13 protein-coding genes and 2 pseudogenes are annotated in these 13,773 nt (G+C 68.7%); 8 read left to right on the forward strand and 7 right to left on the reverse strand.

The genetic code is table 11. The features are described 5' to 3' along the window. Positions 1-75, reverse strand: a pseudogene (locus A5624_RS29510) (hypothetical protein); the annotation flags it as partial. Between A5624_RS29510 and dacB the strand changes: the two are divergent. The 4 genes and pseudogenes from dacB to hpt all read left to right on the forward strand — a co-directional run. Next, positions 69-794 (forward strand): annotated as a pseudogene (gene dacB, locus A5624_RS14430) (D-alanyl-D-alanine carboxypeptidase/D-alanyl-D-alanine-endopeptidase); the annotation flags it as partial. The pseudogenes A5624_RS29510 and dacB sit on opposite strands and share 7 nt — an antisense overlap. After that, positions 791-1,864 (forward strand): zinc-dependent metalloprotease, encoded by a 1,074-nt coding sequence (locus tag A5624_RS14435; protein WP_066867265.1) that lies wholly within the window; start codon positions 791-793, stop codon positions 1,862-1,864. The pseudogene dacB and the gene A5624_RS14435, both read left to right, overlap by 4 nt. Continuing rightward, complete coding sequence (gene tilS, locus A5624_RS14440; RefSeq protein WP_066867240.1) at positions 1,843-2,805, forward strand: tRNA lysidine(34) synthetase TilS; 963 nt, start codon at positions 1,843-1,845, stop codon at positions 2,803-2,805. The genes A5624_RS14435 and tilS overlap by 22 nt, the downstream gene beginning before the upstream one ends. Positions 2,806-2,855: 50 nt before the next feature. Continuing rightward, complete coding sequence (hpt, locus tag A5624_RS14445; RefSeq protein WP_066867244.1) at positions 2,856-3,467, forward strand: hypoxanthine phosphoribosyltransferase; 612 nt, start codon at positions 2,856-2,858, stop codon at positions 3,465-3,467. Between the two features lie 12 nt (positions 3,468-3,479). Here hpt and A5624_RS14450 read toward each other — a convergent pair whose 3' ends face one another. After that, entirely contained in the window at positions 3,480-4,220 is a 741-nt protein-coding gene (locus tag A5624_RS14450) for an SIMPL domain-containing protein (protein WP_066867246.1), read from the reverse strand. A 42-nt stretch (positions 4,221-4,262) separates the two neighbouring features. Beyond that, entirely contained in the window at positions 4,263-4,514 is a 252-nt protein-coding gene (locus A5624_RS14455) for a hypothetical protein (protein WP_197518967.1), read from the reverse strand. A gap of 461 nt (positions 4,515-4,975) precedes the next feature. On the opposite strand from A5624_RS14455, the gene A5624_RS14460 reads away from it, so the two are divergent. Both A5624_RS14460 and A5624_RS14465 read left to right on the forward strand, forming a co-directional pair. Continuing rightward, entirely contained in the window at positions 4,976-5,275 is a 300-nt protein-coding gene (locus A5624_RS14460) for a PE family protein (protein WP_066867248.1), read from the forward strand. An 11-nt stretch (positions 5,276-5,286) separates the two neighbouring features. Further along, a complete protein-coding gene (locus A5624_RS14465; RefSeq protein ID WP_066867250.1) occupies positions 5,287-6,486 on the forward strand; it encodes a PPE family protein in 1,200 nt (399 codons plus the stop codon). Positions 6,487-6,512: 26 nt separating this feature from the next. Here A5624_RS14465 and A5624_RS14470 read toward each other — a convergent pair whose 3' ends face one another. From A5624_RS14470 to A5624_RS14485, 4 genes are read right to left on the reverse strand one after another with little or no spacing between them, the layout of a single operon-like run. Then, positions 6,513-8,096 carry an HNH endonuclease signature motif containing protein gene (locus A5624_RS14470; RefSeq protein WP_066867252.1) on the reverse strand — a complete coding sequence of 528 codons (1,584 nt, stop codon included), beginning with the start codon at positions 8,094-8,096 and terminating at the stop codon, positions 6,513-6,515. A gap of 32 nt (positions 8,097-8,128) precedes the next feature. Further along, complete coding sequence (locus A5624_RS14475) at positions 8,129-9,142, reverse strand: zinc-binding dehydrogenase (RefSeq protein WP_066867254.1); 1,014 nt, start codon at positions 9,140-9,142, stop codon at positions 8,129-8,131. After that, positions 9,142-10,329 (reverse strand): LLM class flavin-dependent oxidoreductase, encoded by a 1,188-nt coding sequence (locus A5624_RS14480; RefSeq protein WP_066867256.1) that lies wholly within the window; start codon positions 10,327-10,329, stop codon positions 9,142-9,144. The genes A5624_RS14475 and A5624_RS14480 overlap by 1 nt, the downstream gene beginning before the upstream one ends. Further along, complete coding sequence (locus A5624_RS14485) at positions 10,326-11,288, reverse strand: alpha/beta fold hydrolase (protein ID WP_197499435.1); 963 nt, start codon at positions 11,286-11,288, stop codon at positions 10,326-10,328. The genes A5624_RS14480 and A5624_RS14485 overlap by 4 nt, the downstream gene beginning before the upstream one ends. Before the next feature lie 103 nt (positions 11,289-11,391). Here A5624_RS14485 and A5624_RS14490 point away from each other — a divergent pair, with 103 nt between their 5' ends. Together A5624_RS14490 and ftsH are read left to right on the forward strand one after the other, a co-directional pair. Next, positions 11,392-11,805: a VOC family protein gene (locus A5624_RS14490; RefSeq protein WP_066867260.1), complete on the forward strand. Its 414-nt coding sequence runs from the start codon at positions 11,392-11,394 to the stop codon at positions 11,803-11,805. A gap of 208 nt (positions 11,806-12,013) precedes the next feature. After that, the coding region (ftsH, locus tag A5624_RS14495; RefSeq protein WP_066867262.1) for an ATP-dependent zinc metalloprotease FtsH at positions 12,014-13,773 on the forward strand (1,760 nt) is incomplete at its 3' end.

Consider the following 13,773-nt stretch of genomic DNA (forward strand, 5'->3'; position numbering starts at 1 on the left):
GGTGCCCACCTGCACCGCGGTCGGCGTCACGCCGCTGCGCCGGATCTGCTCGACGAGGTCGCTGATCCGCGCCGATCGAGTCGGTGATGATCGACGCCGGACGCATCCAGCCGAGCACGGTCAACTCGCGGCGGTCCCGCACCCCGGCCCTGGACGCCGGCCGGGAGCTGGCCAAGGCGCTGGGCCTGGACCCCAACGCGGTGACGATCGCCACCGCGCCGTCGGGAGCCCGGCAGCTGGCGGTGGTGCAGTCGGCGCCGCTGGTCCAGCGGCTGTCCGAGATGATGGACCACTCCGACAACGTGCTGGCCGAGAGCATCGCCCGCGAGGTGGCGGCTGCGATCAACCGGCCGCGCAGCTTCGCCGGCGCAGCCGACGCGGTGACCAACCGGCTGACCACCGCCCACGTCGACACCACGGGCGTGGTGCTGCTGGATTCCAGTGGACTCTCGGTCGACGACCGGTTGACGGCCAAGACGCTCGACGGCGTGCTGCAGGCGGCGGCCGGGCCCGACCAGCCGTCGCTGCGGGCGCTGCTGGACCTGCTCCCCATCGCCGCCGGTAGCGGGACGCTGGCCGATCGCTTCACCGACGCCTCCACGGCCCAGGGGCCGGCGGGCTGGCTGCGGGCCAAAACCGGCTCCCTGACCGGCATCAACGCGCTGGCCGGGGTGCTCACCGACCGCAGCGGCCGGGTGCTCACCTTCGCGTTCATCTCCAACAACGCCGGCCCGAACGGCCGCAACGTGATGGACGCGCTGGCGACCCGGCTGTGGTCCTGTGGGTGCTCATGACGCCGGCGTCGGAGCTGACGCTGGGCACCGCGGTCGACTGGCGATTCGCGGCCACGGTGGGTCGGCGGCTGGCCAGGCCCGGCCCGCCGTCCAGCGACTACACCCGCCGCCAGGTGATCGACGAACTCGCCACCTCGTCGGTCAAGGCCGAACCGTTGGTGCGTGACGTCACCGGCCTGATCACCGACGGCTTTGACAGGGGCCATGTGCCGGCCGCCCGCATCGTCGACCGCCCCGATTGGATCGCCGCGGCCACCGAGTCGATGCGGGTGATGATGAACGGCGCCGAGAAGCCGCGGGGCTTTTTCACCGGCCGCGTCACCGGCGCGCAGACGGGCGCCGTCCTGGCTTACGTCTCCTCGGGAATCCTCGGCCAATACGACCCGTTCGCCGCCGCTGACGGCGCCCGGACCGGCTGTCTGCTGCTGGTGTATCCCAACGTCCTCGCCGTCGAGCGGCAGCTTCGCATCGAGCCGTCCGACTTCCGGCTGTGGGTGTGCCTGCACGAGGTGACCCATCGCGTGCAGTTCACCGCCAACCCGTGGCTGCCCGATTACATGTCGCAAGCGCTGGGCCTGTTGACCCGCGACGCCGGGGAGGACATGGGGCAGGTGATCGGCCGGCTGGCCGAATACGCCCGCAACCGCGGCAGCGGGGCCCCGGAATCCGACACCAACTCGGCGGGGATCCTCGGCCTGGTGCGCGCGGTGCAGTCCGAACCGCAACGGCAGGCGCTGGACCGGCTGCTGGTGCTGGGCACCCTGCTGGAGGGCCACGCCGACCACGTCATGGACGCCGTCGGGCCGATGGCGGTGCCGTCGGTGGCCACCATCCGCCGCCGGTTCGACGAGCGCCGCCACCGCAAGCAACCGCCACTGCAGCGGTTGTTGCGCGCGCTGCTGGGACTCGACGCCAAGCTCAGCCAGTACACCCGCGGCAAGGCGTTCGTCGACCACGTGGTGGGCCAGGTGGGCATGGCCCGGTTCAACGCCATCTGGACCGGCCCCGAGACGCTCCCGCTGCCCATCGAGATCGAAGAACCCCAGCGATGGATCGACAGGGTGCTGTAGAACAGCTGCGCGCGGCTGTCGAGGCGTTCGCCAAGACCCACCTCGCCACCGACGATCTGTGGTGCGTGGCGCTGTCCGGCGGACCCGATTCCCTGGCCCTCACCGCCGTGGCCGCCCGGCTGCGGCCCACCACGGCGGTGGTCGTCGACCACGGGCTGCAACCCGACTCGGCCGCCGTCGCCGCCACCGCGCGGGCTCAGGCCCTGGCATTGGGATGCGTTGCGGCCCAAGTGGTTCGGGTCCGGGTGGGCAACCTTGGCGGTCCCGAGGCGGCGGCGCGCGCCGCCCGCTACGCCGCGTTGAGCGCCCAGCACAGCGGCCCGGTGCTGCTGGGTCACACGCTCGACGACCAAGCCGAGACGGTGTTGCTGGGCCTGGGCCGCGGATCCGGGGTGCGCTCGATCGCCGGGATGCGTCCCTACGATCCGCCGTGGTGCCGGCCCCTGTTGGCGGTGCGCCGGGCGGTGACGCACGCCGCGTGCCGGGAGCTGGGCCTGACGCCCTGGCAGGATCCGCACAACACCGACCGCCGCTTCACTCGGACCCGGCTGCGCACCGAGGTGCTGCCGCTGCTGGAAGACGTGCTAGGCGGCGGCGTGGCCGAGGCGCTGGCCCGCACCGCGACCGCGTTGCGGGAGGACTCCGAGCTGCTCGACACGCTGGCCGCCCGGGCGCTGCCCGGGGCCCGCGCGGACGCCGGCCTGCGGGTGCAGGCGCTGGCGGCGCTGGACGCCCCCGTGCGGCGCCGGGTGATCCGGGCGTGGCTGCTGGCCGGCGGCGCAACCGGCCTGACCGACAAGCAAATCCGGGCGGTCGACGGCCTGGTCACCCGCTGGCGCGGGCAGGGTGGGGTGGCGGTGGGGTCGTCGTCGCCTGGCGAGAGATTGTTCGCGGGCCGCCGCGACGGCCTGCTGACGCTGTGGCGCGAGCCGGTCCGTTAACCGCAATGTCGGGGCTGCCGTTGGTTATTCGCCCGCCGTCGTGGCACTCTGTGGGCGTGGCCCAGATCTCCTCGGCGATCACCCCCGCTCAGCCCGCGGAGCTTTACCCCGGGGATATCAAGTCTGTCCTGCTTACGTCGGCGCAAATTCAGGCGCGAATCGCCGAACTCGGCCACGAAATCGGCGAGAGCTACCGCGACGCCGCGACGCAGACCGGTCAGGACCTGCTACTGATCACGGTGCTCAAGGGCGCTGTGATCTTTGTCACCGACCTGGCCCGCGCGATCCCGCTGCCCACCCAGTTCGAATTCATGGCCGTCAGCTCGTACGGGTCGTCGACGTCCTCCTCGGGGGTGGTGCGGATCCTCAAGGACCTGGACCGCGATATCGAGGGCCGCGACGTGCTGATCGTCGAGGACGTCGTGGACTCGGGACTCACCCTGTCCTGGCTGTTGCGCAACCTCAAGACGCGGCACCCGCGGTCGCTTCGGGTGTGCACGCTGCTGCGCAAGCCCGACGCGCAGGGCGCGCACGTGGACATCGCCTACGTGGGTTTCGACATCCCCAACGACTTCGTCGTGGGCTACGGCCTCGACTACGACGAGCGCTACCGGGACCTGTCCTACATCGGCACGCTGGACCCCAGGGTCTACCAGCAGTAGCCGCGACCGCCGCTAGTCCAACTCCCACACCGCGGTCACCGAGAAGTTCACGGTCTGCTGGCCGGGCTCCAGCGGAACCATGGACGGCATGGCGCGCGGCGCCCCGACCGGCGGTGGGGTGGCACCGGTGGCCTCCGAGATGGACAGCACCCGGCCCAGCCGAAGCCCGGACAGCTGGGCGTACTGCTCGGCGCGGTTCTTGGCGTCGTTGAACGCGCGCGACCGGGCATCCTTCACCAGTTGCGAATCGTCGGCGATGGAATAACGAACCGACTTGATCCGGGTGGCATCGCCGCCGGTGCCGACGATGAGGGCCAGCAGCCGCGACGCGGCGTCAGCCGGGTGGATCTTGACGGCGATGGCGTTGGTGGCGCGGTAGGCGGTGATGGCGGCGGTGCTGCTGGGCTCCGGGTTGTTGTATTCGGGGGACAGGGCGACCTCGGTGGTGCTGATGTCCTTACGGTCGATGCCGGCGGCGGTCAGTGCGTTGATCACCGCCTGTTGCCGGTCGTTGGTCTGGTTCATCGCGGTGGTGACGTCGGGTGCGGTGAATTCGATGCCCACGTCGGCGGTCAGCGTGTCCGGGACGCCCTGGACCTGGCCGGTGCCGACGACCGTGACCTGACGGGGGTTGGCCCCGGGCTGTGGCGCGTTGTGCTTGTCGCACGCCGACACCGCGGCGATGGTCAGGCCGGCCGCGACCGCGGCGATCGATCGGCGGACAAACCTCGAGGCATTCGGTGCGACCGGCATGCCTGGCACCCTAGCGTCCGGGCCGCGGTCGGTGGGCGCGATTTACGCCGCGGCGTTGTCGGCGTTTCGGCCGAAGCCACCGGCTTCGTTCAGCCCGCATACGCGAATGATGAGGTGCGACAGTCCGTTTGACATGAGCACCATGACGATGAGCAGGACGATTATCAGCACCAGCGGCAGGTCCAGGACCAAAGTCAGCCACAGCAGGGCGGGCGTTGCGACCGGCCCCACCAGGAAGCCCACGCCCAGGGCGGTCAATCGCACTGCGCCGGGAAGGGTTTGGTGTGCCCGCATGCTAGGTGAGCCGAACCGGAGAGTCGATTAGTCCCCGCATCAAGGTGCTGCTTGGTTAGTGCTGGCCGACCAGGCTGACGTTGTGTTGCTCATAGCCCGATATTGCGTGCAGCTGCTCGTGCGTATCCAGGGCGTAGGTCTCCTGGTGGCGCCGCACCCAGGCTCGGCCACGCCCGGGCGGAGCCGTCTCGTGCGTCGCGGGCAAACCCGGGCGGGCGGCACAGAGGTCTCATATGAGTTCATATATGGCCTCAAATATGTGTTCACACAACGACTTTCATATGGATTGCAAAAGTCGCAGCATTCCAGATCAGCTAAGTGAACAGTTTTCGTCCCGGCCGTGAATTAGCGCCTCGGGGGCTGTCATCTCGAGACACGACTGACCTAACGTGGCCAGGCGTCCGACTCGGCACCTGGACGAGTGCCCGAGAACTATTGATGTGAAAGGGTTTTGAGAAGTCATGTCTTTTCTGATGGCGCAGCCGGAAATACTGGATGCGGCTTCCCGCGAGCTGAACCGGATCAATGCGGCCGTGCGGGAGGGAAGTTCGGCGGTGGCGGTTCCCACGACCAGTGTGGCTCCCGCCGCGGCCGACGCGGTCTCGATATTGACCGCGCAACAGTTCTCCCGGCACGGCCAGCTGTTCCAGGAAATCAGCGCGCAGGCCGCGGTGATTCGTGAGCAGCTGGCGACGATGCTCGGCATCAGTGCCGGTTCGTACGCCGCCACGGAGATCGCCAACACCGCTGCGGTCGGTTAGGCGAGCCCGCGATGCTCGATTTTGCGCAGTTGCCGCCCGAGATCAACTCCGCGTTGATGTACTCGGGACCCGGCTCAGGTCCGCTGCTGGCGGTCGCGGCGGCCTGGGACGGCCTGGCCGCTGAGCTGCATTCCGCGGCTTCCGCCTACGCGGCGGTGATCGCGGGCCTCACGGACGGACCTTGGCAGGGGCCGGCCGCCGCGTCCATGCTGACGGCGGTACTTCCGCAGGTGGCGTGGTTGCGCGACACGGTCGATCGCGCCGAACACGTTGCCGCTCAGGCGGTAGCGGCGGCGGGCGCTTACGAGGCGGCGTTCGCCGCGACGGTGCCACCGCCGGTGATCGCGGCGAACCGGGCGTTGCTGACGGAGTTGCTGGCGACGAACTTCCTCGGCCAGAACATCCCGGCCATTGCGGCCACCGAGGCCCAATACGGTGAGATGTGGGCGCAAGACGCCGCCGCGATGTACGGATACGCCGGAACGTCGGCCGCCGCGTCGACGTTGCCGCCGTTCGAGCCGGCCGAACCCGCGACCAACCCGGCCGGCGCGGCCTCTCAGGCCGCGGCGGTGGCCCAAGCGACCAATCCCACCGGGACCGCCGGTCAGGCCGCGGCGGTGGCCCAAGCAACGAACAACCCCGCGTTCTCCCTGGGCGGGATCAGCCTCAACCCCGAAGGTGATGGCCTGGTGGTGAGCGGCCCGTTGGGTGATCTGTTGGAGGGCCTGACCGGATCGCAAACGTTGGATGCCAGCACGCCGTTCGACGCGTTCATCCGGTTGATTTCGCCGACGCGGCTTTTCACCACCTCGTTCAAAGACATCCAGAGCCTCGCGCAGGGCTTCATGCCGGCCGCGAAGTCCGCAGCCGAGGGGGCTTCCAAAGCCGCGGAAGCGGCTGTCCCCGCGGCCGTTTCGGGCGCGGGGCTGGGCTCGATGGGCGCGATCGGCGGAGCAGTCGGCAAGGCGGCGTCGGTCGGTGGATTGTCGGTCCCGGCGGCCTGGGCGAGCGCGGCCCCGTCGACGCCCTCGGTCGCCGTGGCGCTCAATGGCGCCACCGCCGCGGGGGCCGTTGAACGTGCCACCAATGCGGTGGGTGGCGTGCCGATGGTTCCCACCGGCGGGGCCGGGCGCGGCGCCGCGGCCCACCTTGTGGCGCCCCGATACGGCTTCAAGCCCACCGTCATCGCACAACCCCCGGCGGGCGGCTGATCTGAAGTCGAAAAGCTTGGGATGAATCAGAAGGGCGGGTCGTCCGGTAAGGGTTGCAGCGTTGGCTCGTCGGGCACCCAATCGCTCGGCAGTTCCTCCGGTTCTCGGGGATCGTTCACCCAGGTGCAGAACGGGCTGGTGCTAGGCGTGCCCTTGAACAGCACCAGCATGTCGCGCATGTGGTTTCGGAACTTGCGCGACGCGATTTCATCTGCACGGGCCCGTGCTAGCCGCGATCGAGCTTCATTGATCGGCCGGGTCTCGCGGTTGTGCTTGCGAGCGTATGCAATTCGCGCGCTTCGCTGCAGTGACACGCTGCGCCTCCTGGGCGCGGGCGCGGCGCATGCCGGACCACGCGGCTGTGGGAACAGGTCGGCCCCGGTGGGCGAGGTCCGGTAAATTCGGCCGCTCGGCGACGTCCACACCACGGTGCCGTCGGCAAGTTGCTCGTCATGCCAGCCGCCGAAGGTTTTGAGTCGATGATGTTGGCGGCACAGGCATTTCAGATTTTCCGCGGTGGTCCGGCCGCCCGCCGTCGGATCTTGGTGGTTGAAGGGGACGGTGTGGTCGAGGTCGCACGCCATTGCCGGCCGGCTGCATCCCGGGAACCGGCAGGTGAGGTCGCGGCACCGGACGGCCCGCTCCAATGCGGCGGACGGTTGATAACGCAGTGCCTCGACCGGACTGGTCAGCGGATTGGCGATGAGCATCGATGCGGCGGCGGCCAATTGGCGTACCTGCTCGGCGTCGATGACGCCGTAGCCCTCCAGATAACCGGGCAAGGCGCCGTCGGCGTTCACGGTCTCTTCGCTGGCCACTACGTTGATGACCACCCGCGCCCCGGTCCGATCGGCATCAGCATCGTGAGCGCCCGCACGGGCCGGACACTCCGGTTGCTCGCAGGCGCAAGTCAATCCGCGGCCCTCGCTCAATGCCGCCAGCGCGTCGGCCCGGCGCTGATCGAATGTCCGGGGGTCGGCCGCACACACCTGCTTGGCGAGCTGTGCGAGCCGGCGGTCGAAGGCGGCCGCCGCGGTCGCGGCGACCGAGCCGTAGATCTCGGCCATCCCGTCCCCTTTGGCACGGATTGCGACGTGGCGGTCGTCCTCGGCGGCGAGGCGGCGCTCACGGGCCGCGTCGGGATCGCAGGCGCGCACGGCGGCGTCTACCGCGTTGACGATCCGCTGCCGCGACCAGCCATGCCAGTTGCCGATGCGGCCGGCCAGCGATAGGTCGAGCTTGGCCAGTGCTTGCCCGTCGGTGACCAGGTCGGTGCGGGTGATGATCAATCGCACTGTGCGCCAATCCGTTCGGCCTTCGGCCAGCAGGGCCGCGACCCTGGGCAGCCTGATGTCGAGCGCCTCCGCATATGACACCAGGTAGCCGGCTCCCGCGGGCGAGAGGTTCATCGCGGCTGCGACCTCGGCGGCGGTCTGCTCGAAGCCGTCGATCTCCGCGTATTCCCGGTCCGGCCGCGCGGCGGTGGCCACCCGGTGGCGAAGCAACGCCGCCACCGCCGCCAGGCGACGGGCCACCAGCATCGATTCCTCCCGATGGATGGACTCGATCACCTCCACCAACGCGGCGGGGTCCGTCGGTAACTCGAACATACGTTCGATTATAGCCGGGCCCCCGACAAGCCTTAGGGCGTGACGAGGATCTTGCAGTGCCGCTCGGGGTCGGCCAGGTCGTCGAATGCCGCGCCCACCCCGTCGAGGCCGACCTCGCCGGTGATCAGCGGGCTGACGTCGATGTCGCCCTCGGCCAGGGCGCGCAGCGAATCGGCGAACTCGTCGGGGGTGTAGGCGAGCACGAATTGCACGTTGATCTCTTTGGCGATCGCGAAGAACGGGTGCACGGTGTCGGGTTGCATGCACACGCCGGCCACCACCAGGCGGGTACCGGGCCGCGCCCGCAGCAGCACGTCGTCGATGATGCCGGGCACACCGACCGCCTCGAACACCACCGCGGGCTTGACGGTGTCGAAGGGTGAACCCTGCGCCGGATCCAGCGTCTGGTGGGCGCCCATCGCGGTGGCCAGCTCGCGCCGCTTGGGCGAAAAGTCCGACGCCACAATGGTTTCGACACCTTTGGCCCGAAGCGCGGCGATAATGGCGATCCCGATCGGGCCGCAGCCGAGCACCAGGGCCGTCTCACCGGGCGCGATGTTGGACTTGTTGACCGCGTGCAGCCCCACCGCCATCGGTTCGGTGAGCGCGGCGTGCTTGAGGTCCAGCCCGTTCGGGATCGGCAGCAGCAGCGGCGCCGAGAGCAGCATCCGTTCGGCGTAGCCGCCGATGGTGCTGTTGCTGTAGACGATCGGTTCGACGCCCTTGGCGGACAACAGCACCGGCAATGACGTCACCATGGTGCCCGGCGGATGGGTCTCGGTGTCCGGCCCGGCTTCGAGTATTTCGGCGCTGAACTCGTGACCCATGAAGATGTCGTGGCTCAGGTCCACGTGCATGCCGCCCGTGCCGCCGGCCACCCGGTCGCTCATTTCCAGCACTTGGGCGCCGTGGGCGGCGAAATGCAGGTCGGAGCCGCAGATTCCGCAGGCCCGCACGCCGACCAGTACCTGACCGGTCTCCGGTATCGGGTCGGGCACGTCGTCCCGATAGACCATGCGGCCGTCTCGCAACACTGCCGCGCGCATCAGTGCACCGCGTCTTTCTGCTCGTCGACGTGTTCGGTGATGGCCTTGACTACGGCCTCGCCCGCCCGGCCGATCAACTGGTCACGCTTGGCCTTCGCCCAGTCGTGTGACGACCGCGACGCCTCGAGCTGTCGTTTGAAATGCGCAATCACCTTGCGCGCCATCAGGTCATAGCTGTGGTACGTCGCCTGCGGCGATGCCCAGTCGTGGCCGAGCATCAGCAGCGTGCCGAAGCCGCCGGAGCGGTCGAGCAGGTCCTCGATGTGAGCGATGGCGTCCTCCGGGGTGCCGATGCAGCAGTTGCCCTTGGCCGCGTAGTCGGCGACGAACTCGTGCGGCGTCTGGGTGCCTTCTACGCTGTTGGCCAGCGGCACGAATCCGGCGGCGCCGAAGTAGTTCGCGAAATCCTGTAACCCGTAGGTGCAGTCGTCGATGGCCTGCTCGCGGCTGTCCGCGATGTGCATGATGCTCAGGACGCGCCAGTCGGCGCGGTCCGGCTCGTCCCGGCCGGCCTTCGCGGCCTGTTCGCGGACCACGTCCCAGGTGGTCTCCAGCGCCGCGTAGCCGCCGGGCACCGACATCGACAGCGACAGCAGCGAAGTGCCGAGCGCGCCGGCCAGCCGCGGTCCCGACGGCGAAATCATTGCGGCCGTGGATATTTCGGGGTAGGGCCAGGTGTAGGGCCGGATGTGCAATTGCGCGTCGCGCAGGGTGAACCAGTCCGAGTGCCGGTCGATGCGTTCGGTGGGTGCCGCGCGGAACAGCGCCAGGATCGCCTCGAGCGACTCCTGCATCATCCGGCGCTGCTCGATCGGGTCGATGCCCATCATGTAGGCGTCCGAGGGCAGGGCGCCCGGCCCAGTCCCGAACATCACCCGGCCGCGGGTCAGGTGGTCCAGCAGCACCCAGCGATCGGCCACCATGAGCGGATGGTGGTAGGGCAGCGACACCACGCCGGTGCCCAGCCGGATGTGTTTGGTCCGCTCGGCAGCCGCGGCGATGAACACCTCCGGGCAGGCGATCAGTTCGTAGCCGCCGGAATGATGCTCGCCGAACCAGGCCTCGTCGAAGCCGAGGCGGTCCAGCGCGACGACCCGTTCCATGTCGTATTCCAGTGCCACCGTGGGAGATTGGCCGACGGGGTGAAACGGCGTGATAAATACTCCAAAACGCAGGGGCGCGCTCATTGCAGCTCCAATCCGTTGAGGAATTCCAGCAAGGCCGCATTCACCTCGTCGGGGCGCTCCTGCTGCAGCCAATGCCCGGCGCCATCGATCATCACCTCTCGGTACGGACCGGAGATCGCGTCGGCCGCGCGGTCGGTGCTGGTGAAGGACAGAACGGGATCGGCCGTCCCGCCGATGAACAAGCAGGGGACCGGGATCTTCACCCCGTCGAGTTCGGGGGTGGTCTCCCAGTTGCGGTCGAAATTGCGGTACCAGTTCAGCCCGCCCGTGAAGCCGGTGCGGGAGAACTCGGCGATGTAGTGGTCCAGTTCGTCCTGGGTTATCCAGTCCGGCAGTCCGTCCGGCTCGGGAAGGCGGTCGACGAAGCCTTCCGGACCGGGGGTGGCCATCCGCACCAGCGCATCCTTGCCGTCGGTCCGCAGGCTGCCGATCATGCGACGGATCACCCGGGCGGGATCGGCGTTCAATTCGGCGTCGGCGATACCGGGCTCCTGGAAGTACAGGATGTAGAAGAAGTTCTCGCCGAACATCTTGCGCCACGCCTTCGTCGGCGCCACGTGCGGGCGCGGCGTCACCGGCACGCTCAGCGCGGCGACGGCCGCCACCCGATCCGGATGCAGCAGCGGGGCGTTCCACACCACGGCGGCGCCCCAGTCGTGCCCGACCCACACGGCGCGCTGCGCGCCGACGTCGTCGAGCAGGCCGACCAGATCGGCCGTCAAGTGATGGATGTCGTAGGCGTCGACGCCGTCCGGACGATCCGAACCGCCGTAGCCGCGCTGATCGGGCGCCAGCACGTGATAGCCGGCATCGGCGAGGACGGATATCTGGTGGCGCCAGGAGTAGGCCAGTTCGGGGAAGCCGTGCGCCAGGAGCACCACCGGTGCGCCACGTTCGCCCGCTTCGATTACCCGTAGCCGCACACCATTGGTATCTACTAACCGTTCGGTTGGGGGCACCGTCCCACCAAAGCACAATGGTTGCTGGCTGAGAAGGCCCCGAACCGGTTCGGCTTAGCCGAATCGCGGTCCGACGGGCCGAAAGCCGGGAATACTCGACTCGATGCGACTCGACCATGTGGTGCTCTGGACGAAAAGCCCGCCGATCTCGATGGACTTCTACACCCGCGTGGTCGGGCTCGAGCCCGTCCGGTTCGACGAATTCGAGGCCGGCGAGGCGCCGTTTCCGAGCGTGCGGATCTGCGCGGACTCGATCATCGACTTGATGCCGGCCGAAAGCGTCTCGGCCACCGAGGCTCTGACCCGCATCGAGGGCAGCGCCGGGCACCCGGTCAACCACGTCTGCCTGGCGCTGTCGAAGGCCGAATACGACGCGCTGGACCGGCGACTGCAGGCCGAGGGCGTGGATACCGGCGCGCGGCTGAACCAGAGCTTCGGCGCCCGGGGCTGGGCGCCGCAGGGGTACTACTTCGCCGATCCGGACGGCAACGTCGTCGAGGCCCGCTACTACGAGTAGTGGGGAACTGCCGGTCGTTAACTGAACAGGACGGCGAAGACCCGCGGCGCCCCGGCTCTGCCGGAGCTGGCGATCTCCGCTAGGCACGATGGCGGAGACCCGCGGCGCCCCGGCTCTGCCGGAGCTGGCGATCTCCGCTAGCGGTAGCCTGGACTTTTCCAGCTGCGTGTATATCGGGGAAGGACCTGGCCGGCAAGGCCGATGATTGATGAACCGGAAAAACGTGATTCGCACCATCACGGCAATCGCTGTCGTGGTGCTGCTCGGTTGGTCGTTCTTCTACTTCAGCGACGACACCCGCGGCTATAAGCCCGTCGACACCTCCGTGGCGATGTCCCAGATCAACGGCGACAACGTCAAGAGCGCGCAAATCGACGACCGCGAACAGCAACTGCGATTGACCCTGAAGAAGGGCAATGGCGACACCGACAATTCGGACAAGGTCATCACCAAGTTCCCGAGCGGCTACGCGGTGGACCTGTTCAACGCGCTGAGCGCCAAGAACGCCAAGGTCAGCACCGTCGTGAACCAGGGCAGCATCCTGGGCGAGTTGCTGGTCTACGTGCTGCCGTTGCTGCTGCTGGTCGGGCTGTTCGTGATGTTCTCCCGCATGCAGGGCGGCGCCCGGATGGGCTTCGGATTCGGCAAGTCGCGCGCCAAACAGCTCTCCAAGGACATGCCCAAGACCACCTTCGCCGACGTCGCCGGCGTCGACGAGGCGGTCGAGGAGCTCTACGAGATCAAGGACTTCCTGCAGAACCCCGGCCGCTACCAGGCGCTGGGCGCCAAAATCCCCAAGGGCGTGCTGCTTTATGGCCCGCCGGGAACCGGTAAGACGCTGCTGGCCCGCGCGGTGGCCGGGGAGGCCGGGGTTCCGTTCTTCACGATCTCGGGCTCCGACTTCGTCGAGATGTTCGTCGGCGTGGGCGCGTCCCGCGTGCGTGACCTGTTCGAGCAGGCCAAGCAGAACAATCCGTGCATCATCTTCGTCGACGAGATCGACGCGGTGGGCCGCCAGCGCGGCGCGGGCCTGGGCGGCGGCCACGACGAGCGCGAGCAGACGCTGAACCAGTTGCTGGTCGAGATGGACGGGTTCGACCCGCGCGCGGGCGTCATCCTGATCGCGGCCACCAACAGGCCCGACATCCTGGACCCCGCGTTGCTGCGTCCCGGCCGCTTCGACCGGCAGATCCCGGTCTCCAACCCGGACCTGGCGGGCCGCAAAGCGGTGCTGGAAGTGCACTCCAAGGGCAAGCCGATCGGCCCGGACGCCGACCTCGCCGGGCTGGCCAAGCGCACGGTCGGCATGACCGGCGCCGACCTGGCCAACGTGATCAACGAGGCCGCGCTGCTCACCGCCCGCGAGAACGGCACCGTCATCACCAGCGCCGCGCTGGAGGAGGCGGTCGACCGGGTGATCGGTGGGCCGCGCCGCAAGGGCCGCATCATCAGCGAGCAGGAAAAGAAGATCACCGCCTACCACGAGGGCGGGCACACGCTGGCCGCCTGGGCGATGCCCGACATCGAGCCGATCTACAAGGTGACCATCCTGGCTCGTGGGCGCACCGGCGGTCACGCGGTGGCGGTACCGGAGGAAGACAAGGGCCTGCGGACCCGCTCGGAGATGATCGCTCAGCTGGTGTTCGCGATGGGCGGGCGCGCCGCCGAGGAGCTGGTCTTCCGGGAGCCGACGACCGGTGCGGTGTCCGACATCGAGCAGGCGACCAAGATCGCCCGCGCGATGGTCACCGAATTCGGGATGAGCTCCAAACTGGGTGCGGTCAAATACGGTTCGGAGCACGGCGACCCGTTCCTGGGCCGCACCATGGGAACTCAGGCGGACTATTCACACGAGGTCGCCCGCGATATCGACGACGAGATCCGCAAGTTGATCGAGGCCGCCCACACCGAGGCGTGGGAGATCCTCACCGAATACCGCGACATTCTCGACATTTTGGCGGGCCAGCT

This window comes from Mycobacterium sp. 1482292.6, assembly GCF_001672995.1.
Lineage (GTDB): Bacteria > Actinomycetota > Actinomycetes > Mycobacteriales > Mycobacteriaceae > Mycobacterium > Mycobacterium europaeum_A.

What these genes read in the sequence shown, in the direction of transcription:
- A5624_RS14435 (WP_066867265.1), top strand. Translation starts at nt 791, where the DNA reads ATGACGCCGGCGTCGGAGCTGACGCTGGGCACCGCGGTCGACTGGCGA.
- tilS (WP_066867240.1), top strand. Translation starts at nt 1,843, where the DNA reads ATGGATCGACAGGGTGCTGTAGAACAGCTGCGCGCGGCTGTCGAGGCG.
- A5624_RS14450 (WP_066867246.1), bottom strand. Translation starts at nt 4,220, where the DNA reads ATGCCGGTCGCACCGAATGCCTCGAGGTTTGTCCGCCGATCGATCGCC.
- A5624_RS14455 (WP_197518967.1), bottom strand. Translation starts at nt 4,514, where the DNA reads ATGCGGGCACACCAAACCCTTCCCGGCGCAGTGCGATTGACCGCCCTG.
- A5624_RS14460 (WP_066867248.1), top strand. Translation starts at nt 4,976, where the DNA reads ATGTCTTTTCTGATGGCGCAGCCGGAAATACTGGATGCGGCTTCCCGC.
- A5624_RS14465 (WP_066867250.1), top strand. Translation starts at nt 5,287, where the DNA reads ATGCTCGATTTTGCGCAGTTGCCGCCCGAGATCAACTCCGCGTTGATG.
- A5624_RS14470 (WP_066867252.1), bottom strand. Translation starts at nt 8,096, where the DNA reads ATGTTCGAGTTACCGACGGACCCCGCCGCGTTGGTGGAGGTGATCGAG.
- A5624_RS14475 (WP_066867254.1), bottom strand. Translation starts at nt 9,142, where the DNA reads ATGCGCGCGGCAGTGTTGCGAGACGGCCGCATGGTCTATCGGGACGAC.
- A5624_RS14480 (WP_066867256.1), bottom strand. Translation starts at nt 10,329, where the DNA reads ATGAGCGCGCCCCTGCGTTTTGGAGTATTTATCACGCCGTTTCACCCC.
- A5624_RS14490 (WP_066867260.1), top strand. Translation starts at nt 11,392, where the DNA reads ATGCGACTCGACCATGTGGTGCTCTGGACGAAAAGCCCGCCGATCTCG.